The sequence below is a fragment of the Pseudomonas fluorescens genome (assembly GCF_902497875.1).
GTDB classification, from domain to species: domain Bacteria; phylum Pseudomonadota; class Gammaproteobacteria; order Pseudomonadales; family Pseudomonadaceae; genus Aquipseudomonas; species Aquipseudomonas fluorescens_BR.
The window spans coordinates 37,988-51,651 of record NZ_CABVHY010000027.1; the positions used below are offsets into that span (position 1 = coordinate 37,988).

Genomic DNA, 13,664 nt, shown 5'->3' on the forward strand with positions numbered 1-13,664 from the left:
TGTCCAGGTGAGTTGAAGGACATTCTGGATTTTGCCGATAAGGGGAGCTTCTTTATCTCCTGAAAAACGACAATCAAACCTCGGCGTCGAGGAGTTCGAACTGCACTTGATCGGGATAGAACGCCAGGTATCCGCGAATCTGTTCCACCGACACCTTGGGGTCCTCATAACTCCATACCGCGTTGGCGCCTTCATGCCCCGGGACTTGCAGACTGAAATAGCTGGCATCGCCCTTGTAGGGGCAATAGCTGGTGTGATCGGTGCGGGCGAAGTACTTTTCTTCGATGTCCTCCCGCGGGACGTAGTACACCGGAGGGTAATTGGTCTCAAGCAACACCAGCGCCCGTGCGGACGCGGCCACCTGGATACCGTGAAACTTCACCAGCAGGCAGCCGGGCTGCTCGGCGATGGTGATAACAGGACTGGGACCTGAGCTTTTCATGGAATACGTTCCTCATGACGGTGATGGACCTGTAGGCAAGGATTGCCCACGACGGGATGCGCAGCAGCCCTGAAACCTGAGACTACGATCTATCAGGTATAACCCAGGTTTCGCAATCACAACGGCTTCGCAGCCGAACGGGACGATGCGGCGTTCCGACAAGCTCCCTTGCCTCCTTTTTCCCTTGTAGGGGCTCTGGCACTGCAATTGTGTTTAAAATGCCGCCCCTTCAAATTGCCGACCTTGCCCGATGACTCCTGACGCCCTTTGCACCCTGCATCACCATTTGCTGACGGCCCTGGCATCTGCCCCGGAAGAAACCCGTCGCCTGTTCCATGGTCGGGGCCGGTGCTGGCCGGGGCTGGAACAACTGACTGTCGACTGGATGCAGGGCGTGGTCCTGGTCTCGCTGTTCAAGGAGCCTGAGCAGGCCCAGCTGGAGGCATTGAAGCAGTTGCTGATGGAGATCACGGCGTCACCTGAGTGGCATACGTCCGGTGCTCACAGGTTACTGCTGCAACACCGCTACCTGCCGCAAAGCACCACCGAATGGCTGTTGGGAGAGGCTATCGAGGAGTGGACACTTACCGAGGGCGGCCTGCGTTATCGGGTGGACCTGGGCAAGAAACAGAACAACGGCCTGTTTCTCGACATGCGTTACGGCCGCAATTGGGTGCGGGCCAATGCCCAGGGCAAGCGTGTGTTGAATCTGTTCGCCTATACCTGCGGGTTTTCGGTGGCCGCCATCGCCGGCGGCGCGGAGCATGTGGTCAATCTGGACATGTCCCGCGCGGCCCTGAGCCGTGGGCGCGACAATCACCGGCTCAACGGCCACGACCTGAGCAAGGTGAGTTTTCTCGGCCACGACCTGTTCAAGTCCTGGGGCAAGGTGATCAACACCGGACCTTACGACCTGGTGATCATCGACCCACCGTCCTTCCAGAAAGGCAGCTTTCTGCTGACCAAGGACTACCAGCGTGTATTGCGCCGCCTGCCGGAACTGCTCAGCAGCCAGGGCTCCGTACTGGCCTGTATGAACGACCCGGCCATAGGCCCGGATTTCCTCATCGACGGCGTCACCCGCGAAGCCCCGAGCCTGCGCTTTGAACAGCGCCTGGAAAACCCGCCGGAATTTGCCGATGCCGACGCTGACAGCGGCTTGAAGGCATTGGTGTTCAAGCAAGGTGAATGACCGCTGTTTTCAGCCAGAAGCGGAGGTTGGAGTTGCCAAGTCCGCTTCGTCAGGCCTATGAACTGCGTTCAACCGACACGGCAAGGGCTGATGTCCGGGCCAGCAGGTAATAGAGGATACCCGGCACCACCAGACCCACGATCCAGGAAATATCCACGCCGCCGAGCTGCGCGACCATCGGCCCGGAGTAGAACTTGGTGTCGACAAACGGCAGCTGGATCAACACCCCCATGACATACACGCTGATCCCCAACATGTTCCAGCGGCCGTAGCGACCCGCCGGGTCGGACAACGCCGGGATGTCATAACGCTCCTTGTTGATGAAGTAATAATCCACAAGGTTGATCGCGCTCCAGGGTGTGAAGAACGTCAGCAAAAACAGAATGAAGTACTTGAACGTCGTGAGAAACGAGTGCTGACCCAGCAGTGCGAGCGTGGTGGACGCCGCGACAATCCCCAGCACAAACAGCATGCGCTGCCCGGCGGATATCTCCAGGCGACTACGGAAGCCACTGATAATGGTGGCAACGCACATAAAGCTGCCATAGGCGTTGAGGGTGGACACCGTGACCTTGCCGAACACCACGCTCAAGTACAGCAGGGAAGCCATCACCCCGGTACTGCCCAAGCCGACAATGGTGGCCACCTCGTGACCGCGGAAATTAGCGCCCGCCAAAGCTGCGGCGAACACCCCCAGTACCATGGAAGCCTGGGCGCCCAGCACCGTACCCAGGCCGACCGCCGCAAACGTCTTCCAGGACGAGGTCTTGCTCGGCAGGTAGCGTGAGTAGTCGGCCACATAGGGGCCAAAGGCGATCTGCCAGGACGCGGAAAGGGACACCGCCAGCAGGAAGGTGCTCCAGCCGAAGTGACGGTTTTCCAGCAACAGCCCGATATCGTTGAGTGTCATCAGCCGGGTGAACAGATAGGCGAAGGCAATGATCCCCAGCACGCTGGCTACCCTTCCGACCAGGTGGATGACCCGATACCCGAAGATGGTCAGAAACGCGATGCAGGAGGCGAAAATCAGGATACCGGCGCTGTCGCTGACATCGATCAACTGAGCAATGGCCTGCCCCGACAGTACCGCGCCGGTGGCGCTGAAGCCGAGATACATCAGGCACACCAGCACAATCGGGATGGCCGCCCCATAGACGCCGAACTGCACGCGACTGGAGATCATCTGCGGCAGCCCGAGTTTCGGCCCTTGCGCAGCGTGCAGGGCAACTACCGCACCGCCGAGCAGCTGGCCGATCAGCAAGCCAATGAGTGACCAGAACACATCGCCGCCCAGCACCACGGCCAAGGCACCGGTGACGATCGCGGTGATCTGCAAGTTGGCGCCGAGCCACAGGGTGAACTGGCTGTAGAGGCTGCCATGACGCTCGGCCTCGGGAATGTAATCGATCGAACGCGTCTCGATCAGGGGGTTTCGCTGATTATCGCTGACCTTGGTCATTGTTGTTTTTCTCTTCTTATGGGCAGACGCATGGCAGTGTAGGAGCGAGCTTGCTCGCGATGGACGTTAACGAAAACGCGGGCTTTCTGAATGAACGCGCTGCCCTTGAGTCCATCGCGAGCAAGCTCGCTCCTACAGTGGCATTGGGGCAAATGGTGTTTTTTTATTGTCCAGTCACTGCTACTCGAGCCGGCCGCTGCTCAAGACCCTCGAACGGCGCCTTGGCCCACACGACCTTGCCACCGACCACCGTCAGCAGCACATCATTTCGACCTAACTCATCCTCGGGAACCTGCATGAAGTTCTTGTCCAGGACGATCAGGTCGGCGAACTTGCCGACTTCGACCGAGCCGACAACGGCGTCCAGTTTCAGCTGCTCGGCGGCGTTCAGGGTGATGGCGCGCAACACGTCAGTACGCGACAGCGCCGGGTCGGCATTCAGCCTGCCCGCATACTTGGGGCCATAGCTGTGCGGGTTCAGCGGATCGCCTGAGCGAGTGACACCAATCTTCAGCGCCAGGAATTCATCGAGCGGGTCGACCGGCCAGTCGCTGCCGTACGCAACGCGGCCGCCAGCACGGCTGATGCTGCCCGACGGCTCCATACGGGCAAAACGTTCGGCACCGAGATGATCGCTGGTGCCATCGATCGTCGACGGCGCCTGCTGAGCCCACTGGAAGGACATGTTGGCGGTCACGTCGAGCGCCTTGAAGCGCGCATAGTCGGCGGGGTCCACCGACTCGGCGTGAGTAATGGCCGGGCGAAAACCATTGCCAGGCAGTTGCTGGCGCACGTATTCGATGCCGTTCAGTGAGTCACGCACTGCTCGGTCTCCGGTGGCGTGAAGGTGCGGGTCGAGGCCGGCCTGCACCGCTTGCAACAACAGCGGCTTGAGCACCTGCGGCGGGAAGTACAACTCACCGGCATTCTTGCCAGGCGTCCACTTGGGCGCGGTATCGGTGCCGGCATTGCGCAGGTACGGCGTCAACATTGCCCCGGTGTCCGCCGGAGCGTTGATGATGCCGTCCATGAACAATTTAACGTGGCGCATGCTCACACCCGGCGCAGCTTTGGCTTCACCCTGGTCGTAGGTAGTGGCCAGTGCCTTGGCCTCGGCGATGGTTTTCGCCGGGTCGGCAGCAGCGGCGGCAGGGTCCAGTTTGATTGCCAGCAAGGCCCGGGCGGTCAGCTCGCCCGACTGCTGCAGGCTGGTAAACGCTTTGCCATTTTCAGGCCCCGACAAGGCATCGAAGAAGCTGGTGATGCCTTGCTGGCGCATGGCGTCGAGCGCCGCGCGGGTCTGGTTGAGTTTTTCCGCGTCGCTGGCTGGCGGCACTACGGCGGCCATGGCATCGGCAGCCCCGTCTTCGCAGATGCCGGTCGGGTTGCCGGCGCTGTCGCGCACGTACTTGCCATCCCCTGGATTGGCCGTGTGCTTGTTGATGCCGGCAACCGCCAGGCCGCGAGAATTGCTCAGTACGGTATGGAAGTCAGTAGAACGGACCTGAATCGGGCGATCGGTCTTGAGCGCGTCCAGCGTCGATTTATCGGGATCGCCGTCAAGTCCGGTCATGCCCATTCGGTCCCAGCTGCCCACTTCAAGCCAGACATCGGGGCCCTGGCCCTTGTCGGCATCCAGACACGCCTGAATGGTTTCCTGGAAAACCTTGCGGGTCATCGTCTGGTATTTCAGGTCGCACAAGGTCATGGCGCGGCCGCCGTCTCCCGGGTGCATGTGAGCATCGACGAAGCCCGGCATCAACATGCGTCCCGCCAAATCGATCAGCTGAGTCTGCGTGCCGATGTACGAGGCCACTCCTTCATCGCTGCCGACATAAACGATCTTCCCACCGCTAACGGCGATCGCCTGCTGCACCGAATTCTTGCCATCGACTGTATAGACATAGCCGTTGCGCATCACCATGTCGGCGGGAGTCGAAGCGGACGTCTGACACCCCACCAGCGCCATGCAGGAAAATGCCGTTGTCGTGGCAACGGCGATAAATAGCCTGGAAAATTTCAAATGCCTCACCTCTATTTTTATAGTTTTGGAAGTGGCCCGAACAGACTGCCGTGCAACCCCGCGATATGCAGGGCACACGATATAGAGCGCAGGAGTTGTACGGACCTCTACAAATGAGGAGGGGTAAGGCAATTAGTGGGGGGTTGGCGCACTTGATCGCGACGCGTGGCCTGCGCAAGCGCGGTTGGCGAACGCAGGACTGAACCGAGTTCGACCTTGCTCTTGACGCCGAGCTGCAAGTAGCAGTTGCGCAGATAGGTGCGCACTGTCGCAGGACTCAATGCAAGGATTTTGGCGATCTCCTTGTAGGAGTGGCCGGCGGCGAACAGCATGGCGACCGTCCGCTCGCGTGGTGCAAGCACCGCCCCCCGCGACTGCACCTCGAGTGACAGGATGACATGCTCCGCGCTCGGGCTCAGTGTCAGTGCACAGCGCCCCAGGCGCATCACGCAGGGCGCCTTTTGCAGTTGCGCGATCACCCCAAAGGGAAGCATTGAACCACTCCACCCGGGCAACTCGCGCTGAATGGCCGCGCACAGCCTTGCCCCCACGTACAGCAGACTGCCGTCCATGCACGCGATCCCGAAGTCCGTCGCCCCGTTGCCCGTGTCGAAGCGGATCATGTCCTGAATCTGAAACCGCCACAATTGCAGCAGCTGGTCGCAGAAGGCAGAAAACAAACCGGCCTCGCTCTCGCTGAACGCTGGTGCATGACTGCCACGGTAGAGACAGACGAAGAACATCAAGCCGCTTTCGGGCAACTCGAAGGTGATGCACATCAGGTGGTAAAGGTCATGGCGCCGCGCGAACGCGTCGACCTCCTCGTCGGGGTCGGTGAAGCCGCTGTCGCGCACGACCTCACCGGGTTGACTCAAGGTGTCATGGGAGAACCTGTCGCTGCCCGCGCCCTTGCTCCATTCCGCGGCAAACGACTCCGGCAGATTGATTCGCCCGTGCATCCAGCTTTGGGGTGGCGCACCGGCATCGGACGTGGACATCTCGCCCCACCATGCCGAAGCGAAGGGCACCAGTTCGCCAAATGCCTGCAGGCCGTCCGGGATGAATTCGGATGCGCCGCGCGCACGAGCAAGACGACCCAGGTGCAACACGCAAGAGTTGAACGCTTTCAGCGTTGCCATCGACTGCCTGGCGCCGTACTCATCACCCTCCTCCATCGTTCTGACTCCAACAGCTATGGCTTATTATTTTGATGCCATATGCCATAAGCAGAGCAATCGCGTCCAGCCCGATTGCGCTGATCGGTGAAGTGGCAGTTATCCAGACACTATTGCCCCCTTCCCACCTATGCCTGTCGGCCCCTGCGCCGATACTCGAGTGACACCCTTTGCCGAGGTGCCAAAGACTGCTTTACTGATTGAACTGCAGGCCGTGCTCGTCAGCCCTTCGGTTCAATGCTGGAAGGCCACGCGAGTGATTTCACAGGAAGCGCACCCATGGACCGTCTCACTGCGAAAGACTTTGCCCCTGAACTGCTCGAACTGTATGACTACTACGCCCACGGCAAGATCAACCGACGAGAGTTTCTGGATCGTGCGGCGGCTTTCACGCTAGTCGGTCTGACTGCCGCCGCGACGCTCGCGGCCCTGAGTCCGAACTATGCGCTTGCCGAGCAGGTGGCATTTACCGACCCGGCCATCATCGCCGAGTACATCACTTATCCTTCGCCCAAAGGCCACGGGCAAGTCCGGGGTTATCTGGTGCGCCCCGCGAAAGCCGCCGGCAAGGTGCCGGCGGTGGTGGTCGTGCATGAAAACCGTGGGCTCAATCCCTACATCGAGGATGTCGCCCGGCGGCTGGCCAAGGCCGGATTCGCCGCACTCGCCCCCGATGGCCTGACGTCGGTCGGCGGCTATCCCGGCAACGATGACAAAGGCCGGGAGCTGCAGCTGACGGTAGATCCGGAAAAGCTGATGAATGACTTTTTCGCCGCCATTGAGTGGCTGATGAAGCACGACTCCACCACGGGGAAAGTCGGCATCACCGGGTTCTGCTATGGCGGCGGAGTCGCCAATGCCGCTGCCGTCGCCTATCCCGAACTGGGCGCCGCAGTGCCCTTTTATGGCCGTCAACCCAAGGCTGAAGATGTCCCCAGGATTCAGGCGCCGCTGCTGCTCCACTACGGCGAGCTGGATACGCGCATCAATGAAGGCTGGCCAGCCTACGAGAAGGCGTTGAAAGCCGCTGGCAAGACGTATGAAGCCTATATCTACCCCGGCGCCAACCATGGCTTCCATAACGACTCCACCCCTCGCTACGATGAGGCCGCTGCCAATCTTGCATGGGACAGGACGCTGGCATGGTTGCGGCGATACCTGGCGTAGTGTTGCTCCCGGAGCAGATGCGCCTAGTGTGACGTGCCACCGCGCGGCTTATAGAGGAGAAATTTTCCGGTCTCGGCGGTCTTGATGTATTTTCTGGCCCAGCCGGGCTTCACATTCCTGTCGTGGAAATACAAAGCGCCACGGCTTCGGTCCGGTAGTTGCTGGTTGAGCGCTTTGCGCGATATTTCCTTGGCAATCGTGTACTGCTCGTCTTCCACTACCTGATCCGAACGCCCATCACACCACCAGGAAAACTGGCAGCTTTTTGTTTCGGAGCCTTGCTTGACCACCTTGCAAACCGTATCCGGAAAGCCCTCATGGCCTACCCGGTTCATCACAACGTTGGCGACGGCTTCCATGTCGGCAGGTTTCCCGCCTTTGGATTCCCAATAGATGCTGCGGGCGAGACAGGTTATTACATCGTCGAGCGGCGCCGCACCTGCCGGATCGACCGCCTGCACTTCAGTTTTGGTAATGGCCTCGGACTTGGGCACGGGTGCCTCGCTGCCCTTCTCTGCGGCTTTGTGCTCCAGAACCTGCGCCTTGTCTTCAGCCACCTCGGCTTTTTGCTCCCGGTCAGCCGCGATCGCCTGGCCGCCGAGAAGGACTGTTGCGAGGCAGATTGCTACCCATAAAAGGCGCATGGTTGAACCTGAGTGAAAGGTGAATTCGAGTTATTTAATAAACACTGTAGTAGCCAAATCATTCCTGCACACCGACTTTCGCTGTCCGCTAAACTTCGTCTCTCAATGGGCACGATCCAGGTTGGTGTTTGCCCGGTGAGTTTTGCTTCGGCATGAAAACGCAGTGCGCTGGCCGGGGCGAAATCGAGCATCATGGGCGCAGTCAGCTCAAGGGAGAGTTCCATGCGCGTCATATCATCCGTTATGCATCTTGCCGCGTTGTCACTGGGACTGGTGTTGGCCGCCGCTGCCGTGGCGACCGAAGAGACGCAGTTGGTTCAGTCGATCAACGCCTACCGCAGCCAGGTGCAGCGCTGCGCCGGCCAGGTGTCTCAGGAGCTGCCGCCGCTGGCGACCGACCCGCGCCTGGTGCTGTCCGCCAGCAGTATCGGCGACCTGCAGCAGGCGCTCGCGCGTGCGACTTATCCGATGGTCAATGTGCAGGCGATCAGCTTGTCCGGCCCGCGTGATGTGCAGTCGGCCATGAAGGCGGTGCAGGAGAGCTTCTGCCAGGTGGTGCTGGACCCGCAATTTGTCGATATCGGTGTGAGCCGGGATGGACGTGAGTGGCGCATCGTACTGGCGCGTCCGCTATTGACCGGGCGCCTGGGCGACTGGCAGGCGGAGGGCCAGAAGCTTCTCGAAATGATCAACAGCGCCCGTGCGCAGCCGCGCCAGTGCGGGGCCCAATCCTTTACCGCCACGACGCCGCTGGCCTGGAACGCCACGCTGGCGACGGCGGCCGAGGCCCATACCCGGACCATGGCCAATAACAACTTCCTCGATCACAAGGACCGCGATGGCCGCATGCCGGGTGATCGGGCGGAACTGGCAGGCTATGCCGGCCAGCAGGTTGGCGAGAACATCGCCGCCGGGCAAGACACCGTGCGCAAGGTGGTAGATGGCTGGCTGGCCAGCCCCGGTCACTGCGCCAACCTGATGAACTCACAATTTCGCGAGCTGGGAGCGGCCTACGCGGTTGATCCGAAGAGTGATGCGGGGATCTACTGGACGGCGATGTTCGGTGCGCAGTGAGTGCCTGAACGCGAGAACGTCCGGCGCACACTGTTGAAAGGGTTTGCGCGGGATTCAGGGCGGGTTGGCGGGATGCCGTTCAGGCCTCCCGCCTTGCTCCAGCCTCTTCAAGAAGTGCCCAAGCCCCGCGACAGGTCAGTTGTGGTTTCAGCGGTGGAGTGCTGCGCCACCCCGGTTTCGCCGCCCGTATGCTCAGTGGTTTTGGTCACTGTGTCGCGTACCGCCTCATAGCCCTCCCGTGCCTGTTGCTTGACCTTGTCGGTCAGGTTTGCGCTGGTCTTGCCCAAGTAACGTTGCTCAGCCGCCGTGGTCGGCAGTGCCGCTCCCAGCATGGCACCCAGGGCGATACCCGCAGCGGCGACGATCAGCGGCTGTTCCTTGAGCAAGTGATTGAACTGGCTGCTCATCACTTGCCTGCCGTGCATCAAGCGATCACTGGCGTCGTGAACGGCGTGGCTGAGGCTATCGGTGGCCGCATTCAGATCGTCACCGACACTCGCGGCCTTGCCCTTGATCGCCTGGTAACTGCCCTTGAGTGAGTCGGTGGTGCTGTGCAGGTAGCCGCGGGCGCTATCGATGCCGTCCGCCAGGCCGTCGGCCAAATCGCCGAAGCGGTCCTGATCCGGCGCGAAGCGATCCTCCGGACGTGGCGGCGGGCGATTCTGGCTCATTATCAACCACAGCAACCCGACCGAAGTCAGCACCGCGGGAAGCGGGTTGTTGCGAACGCTGGTGCCCAGATTGCTCAGGAACGTCGTGCCGTTGCTCTGCATCATGCCCAACGCCTGGTCGAACATTTGCCCCGGGGTGAATTTGCTTTCCAGCGCATCGACGATGTGGGCGATGTTTTCCCGTTGCGCATCGATCTCGCGTTCGATGGTTTCCGGACTCTTCGCCGACTCGATTTCGAGTTCACGATTCATGACATTCTCCTGCGCAGCGCTTCCTGGTCTTTATTGAGGGCCTCCAGGGTGCGATCAGGCTTGAAGTGGGAGGCTTCGAATTGCTTTTTCGCCGACTGCAACATGACGAACCCGACAACCATCACCACCACGCCGACAATCAATGCCGCAAGCCAGGGGGCCATGACGATGCTCAAGCCGTAGACGGCTGACATCAACAAGATGATGAACCCGGCGAGTAGCACGATTGCTCCACCCGCAATGCCGGCAATGCCCGCTTTCAATGTCGTGAGGCTGGCCTGCAACTCAGCCTTGGCCAATGCCAGTTCCTTGGTAAACAGCACCGGCACTTCCCGGGACAATTGCCGCAGCAAACCGACGACCGAGCTGTCGTGGTCGGCAGCCGTCATCGAAGGCGTGCGCTGCCTGTCCAGATCCTCTCTGTTCATCACAGTTCTCCTTTGAAGTGGGCCGAGTCAGGCCTCGAGGTCGTGGTGAAATCCCCAGGGTAGTCCTGGGTACTCGGTGATGCCGGCGGGGTACCTGCAGCCGGCTCTGAAGAAACACCGGCACTGCTCGGCACCGAGGTTTCGTAGGGTCGCTGAGCGCCGAAACCACCCGCGGGTGGCATGGAAGTGCTTCCGGCTGCCGGGTCGCTGCTGGCAACTGTCTGGGCTTGCGTACTGCCTGCTTTCAAAAACCGTGACAGGCCAAAACCCACCACTATGCTGCCGGCAATGAACAACCCAGGATTGTTGCGAGCCAGGTCTGCGCCGTCATGCAGCAACTGTTCGGCACTTTTGCTGCGTAGCCTGGTAGCCAGGCCGCTCATGCTCTCGGCCATATTGGCGACGTGGTCGGACAGGCCGAGCGTATCGTTGCTCTCGATTTCCGAAACCAGGGATTTGGCGCCTCTGGCCAAAGCCTCGATCTGGTCCGCTGCGGTATCACGGTATTGGTCAAATTGCGCATCGGCCTGCTGCCGGGCGCCGCCTAGCGCTTCGGTTACCTCCTCCTTGATATGCTGGAAGTTTTGCTCCGGCCGTACCCCGCTCTGCGGGTCGGCCTGCTGTCCGGTCCTGTTGTCTGGAGTATTCATTGTCACCCCTCGCCTCTTAGTGAAAACACCTTCCAAGTGGTTCGCCGCGGTATGCCCGCAGATGCCCCTCAGTTCAGATGACGAAGAGTCTTTAAAGGAGTTCCAACGAGATGATGAGTGATACATCGGACGCTTTAACGGTAAGCGCTATCAGTGGTTTAAAGGGGTAACGCGACAGGTTCGCTCTCTCTGTGGCGCCTCGCCACAGTACTCGGCAGCCCTGTTCTCCAACCCTCGGTACCTTGTCTTGCGCTAAATCAAACGCACGGCCAGTGACAGCGGGTAACACAGCGCAAAGAAGCTTGCGGGGCGGCCCTGGTTGAATCCACAGGCAAAAAAGCGGACAGAACCTCAGTAAGATCACCGTCGAAACCAGGTTTCCGATGAACGGTCAGGCGCCTACTGAAGGCTTAAAACCATTGAGCTACAAGGCGTCGCGGCTGCACGCTTGGGGGGCTATCAGCGCTCTACAAACATTTACTTACAAAACAGTAGCTTGCCAAATGCCAAATTTGCAACTTCAAGTGTTATTTTATGGGGCTTGATCGGGCCATGAGATGCTCAGCTTTACCTATGCGCATCAAACTACCCAGCCTTCCTGCCTTCGGCGCTTACCTTGCCCTTGCTTGCCTTTTTGCGGGCGCATGGTTCACCCATCCTGCTCCTACGCATTCTTCCTTTGCCCTGATGAATCCGGCGATGGCTGTGGCTGAACAAGTGGCCAAGCCCATTTATACCAGCCGTTTCGCCTCATCCGGGCTGGTGGACTTCGTGCATTCCTCGGCGGTAACCGCCTTGCCTGACGGTAGCCTGATGGCGGTCTGGTTCGCCGGCTCTCGCGAAGGCGCAGCCGACGTTCAGGTGCGTTCTGCCCGTTTCGACGCGAAAACCAGCGAGTGGGGTGCGGAACAGGTATTGGCGACTCGGGATTCGACTCAACAGGGCACTCGAAAATACATTCGAAAACTGGGCAACCCGGTCATTGCCCTCGCGCCGGACAATCGCCTCTGGTTGTTCTACGTGTCCGTGTCCATGGGCGGCTGGGCCGGTAGTGCGGTCAATGTGATGGTCTCGGACGATTTTGGTCGTCAGTGGTCCGCGCCGCGCCAATTGGTCACTTCACCCTTTCTGAATATCAGCACCCTGGTCCGCTCGGCACCGGTGTTTCATGCCGACGGCTCCATCGGTTTGCCGGTCTATCACGAGTTTCTGGGCAAGTTTGCCGAGTACCTGTACCTGAGCGCAGACGGTGATGTGATCGATAAATACCGCATCAGTCGCGGCAATAATTCATTGCAACCCACGGTAGTTCCGCTGGATGGGCAGCGCGGTATCGCCTTGTTGCGCTATGCCGGCAATGTCCACCACCGTGTCCTGGCGACCCGCACTGAAGATGCCGGGCAAACCTGGAGTGAGCCTTATCCGCTCGATCCATCGAATCCTAATTCCTCGTTGGCCGCCGTCGCGACGCCCGAACATGGGTTGCTGGTGGCGCTCAATGATCTGCAGGAGGGGCGCTTCAAGTTGAGTCTTTATGGTACCGACGCAAAAATGGACGATTGGCGCTCGTTGCGGGATCTGGACAAATCACCTGATCCAGAGGGCGATACGTTTTCACCCGAGGCCTACAAGGAAATCATCGGCAAAGAGTTCCGTGGTTCCAGCGGCGCACTTCGCCAACCGCTGGAGGCACAGTTCCTGAACAACCTCGACACCCGGGTATGTACCGATGACGGGTGCAAGTTTGAATACGAATACCCGTACTTCATCCGTAGTCCCGACGGTCTGTATCACCTGGTTTATTCCTGGAACAATACGTTTATCAAGCACGTCACCTTCAACGATGCGTGGCTGTCCGAGCGTGTCCATTGATTAACCTCTGGCAAGCCCATATCAGCTTCGCGCTGATCATCTTCGTGCTGCTGCCTTCGTTTGGTTTAAACCGGGTTGGGCGTATCGCGGTGTTGGTCGCATTGCTGGCAGCCAGCTTCATACCGCTGGACGGGTTGTCGCTGGCCGCTTACTTGCGCAGCCACATTGATGACCTTGCGGTCACATCCCTGGTCTTCTTGGGGTGGGGCTGTTTACGTCGACTGGGCATCTTGCCGCCTGCACCGCAAAGTAAAACCAGCGTATTGATCATCTTTGCCGCGATGGCCCTGGTGCTCTACCCGGCAACCCTGGGTTTGAGTTATCTGGACCCTTATCGGTTTGGCTTCAGCCCGCGCCCTATGTTGATTGTCGTCGCACTGTTGACGTTAAGCCTGTTTTACCTGCGCAATGGTCTGGCAGTGGTGATGCTGGCCAGCGCGACCCTGGCCTTCATCGCCGGGATAAAACCTTCACAAAATTATTGGGATTACCTGGTTGATCCGCTGCTGGGTCTGTATTGCTGCGCGGCCCTGCTGATGCTTGCCACGCGCTGGATGTATGGTTGGCTAAACCAGCTGCGCGGCTCAGTGCAAAACAGATCCATTTGAGATTTAA

At 59.8% G+C, this 13,664-nt stretch carries 13 protein-coding genes; 5 read left to right on the forward strand and 8 right to left on the reverse strand.

The window, feature by feature from the left end:
• Positions 1-73: 73 nt before the first annotated feature.
• Positions 74-442 carry a DUF427 domain-containing protein gene (locus F8N85_RS24260; RefSeq protein ID WP_150806049.1) on the reverse strand — a complete coding sequence of 123 codons (369 nt, stop codon included), beginning with the start codon at positions 440-442 and terminating at the stop codon, positions 74-76.
• A 250-nt stretch (positions 443-692) separates the two neighbouring features.
• Here F8N85_RS24260 and F8N85_RS24265 point away from each other — a divergent pair, with 250 nt between their 5' ends.
• Positions 693-1,634, forward strand: a complete 942-nt coding sequence (locus F8N85_RS24265) for a class I SAM-dependent methyltransferase (RefSeq protein WP_150806050.1) — start codon at positions 693-695, stop codon at positions 1,632-1,634.
• 55 nt (positions 1,635-1,689) lie between these two features.
• Here the strand turns inward: F8N85_RS24265 and F8N85_RS24270 are convergent, their stop codons facing one another.
• The 3 genes from F8N85_RS24270 to F8N85_RS24280 all read right to left on the reverse strand — a co-directional run bounded on the left by F8N85_RS24270 (position 1,690) and on the right by F8N85_RS24280 (position 6,291).
• Complete coding sequence (locus tag F8N85_RS24270; RefSeq protein WP_150806051.1) at positions 1,690-3,093, reverse strand: purine-cytosine permease family protein; 1,404 nt, start codon at positions 3,091-3,093, stop codon at positions 1,690-1,692.
• Positions 3,094-3,256: 163 nt separating this feature from the next.
• Entirely contained in the window at positions 3,257-5,116 is a 1,860-nt protein-coding gene (locus F8N85_RS24275; RefSeq protein ID WP_150806052.1) for an amidohydrolase, read from the reverse strand.
• 107 nt (positions 5,117-5,223) lie between these two features.
• On the reverse strand, positions 5,224-6,291 hold the full coding sequence (locus tag F8N85_RS24280; RefSeq protein WP_150806053.1) for a helix-turn-helix transcriptional regulator: 1,068 nt from the start codon (positions 6,289-6,291) through the stop codon (positions 5,224-5,226).
• A gap of 279 nt (positions 6,292-6,570) precedes the next feature.
• Between F8N85_RS24280 and yghX the strand changes: the two genes are divergently transcribed.
• On the forward strand, positions 6,571-7,458 hold the full coding sequence (gene yghX, locus F8N85_RS24285; protein ID WP_150806054.1) for a YghX family hydrolase: 888 nt from the start codon (positions 6,571-6,573) through the stop codon (positions 7,456-7,458).
• A 23-nt stretch (positions 7,459-7,481) separates the two neighbouring features.
• On the opposite strand, the gene F8N85_RS24290 is transcribed toward yghX, so the two are convergent.
• Positions 7,482-8,102, reverse strand: a complete 621-nt coding sequence (locus tag F8N85_RS24290) for a cell wall hydrolase (protein WP_150806055.1) — start codon at positions 8,100-8,102, stop codon at positions 7,482-7,484.
• 222 nt (positions 8,103-8,324) lie between these two features.
• Here F8N85_RS24290 and F8N85_RS24295 point away from each other — a divergent pair, with 222 nt between their 5' ends.
• Entirely contained in the window at positions 8,325-9,176 is an 852-nt protein-coding gene (locus tag F8N85_RS24295) for a CAP domain-containing protein (protein ID WP_150806056.1), read from the forward strand.
• A gap of 107 nt (positions 9,177-9,283) precedes the next feature.
• Here F8N85_RS24295 and F8N85_RS24300 read toward each other — a convergent pair whose 3' ends face one another.
• From F8N85_RS24300 to F8N85_RS24310, 3 genes are read right to left on the reverse strand one after another with little or no spacing between them, the layout of a single operon-like run.
• Entirely contained in the window at positions 9,284-10,099 is an 816-nt protein-coding gene (locus F8N85_RS24300; RefSeq protein WP_150806057.1) for a DUF3618 domain-containing protein, read from the reverse strand.
• Positions 10,096-10,527: a phage holin family protein gene (locus F8N85_RS24305; RefSeq protein ID WP_150806058.1), complete on the reverse strand. Its 432-nt coding sequence runs from the start codon at positions 10,525-10,527 to the stop codon at positions 10,096-10,098. The genes F8N85_RS24300 and F8N85_RS24305 overlap by 4 nt, the downstream gene beginning before the upstream one ends.
• Positions 10,527-11,177 carry a hypothetical protein gene (locus F8N85_RS24310; RefSeq protein WP_150806059.1) on the reverse strand — a complete coding sequence of 217 codons (651 nt, stop codon included), beginning with the start codon at positions 11,175-11,177 and terminating at the stop codon, positions 10,527-10,529. The genes F8N85_RS24305 and F8N85_RS24310 overlap by 1 nt, the downstream gene beginning before the upstream one ends.
• Before the next feature lie 573 nt (positions 11,178-11,750).
• On the opposite strand from F8N85_RS24310, the gene F8N85_RS24315 reads away from it, so the two are divergent.
• The gene (locus F8N85_RS24315; RefSeq protein ID WP_150806060.1) at positions 11,751-13,049 is read left to right on the forward strand and encodes a sialidase family protein; all 1,299 of its coding nucleotides are present in this window, start codon (positions 11,751-11,753) and stop codon (positions 13,047-13,049) included.
• Positions 13,046-13,657: a hypothetical protein gene (locus F8N85_RS24320; RefSeq protein ID WP_150806061.1), complete on the forward strand. Its 612-nt coding sequence runs from the start codon at positions 13,046-13,048 to the stop codon at positions 13,655-13,657. Before F8N85_RS24315 ends, F8N85_RS24320 begins: the two co-directional genes overlap by 4 nt.
• Positions 13,658-13,664 lie beyond the last annotated feature (7 nt).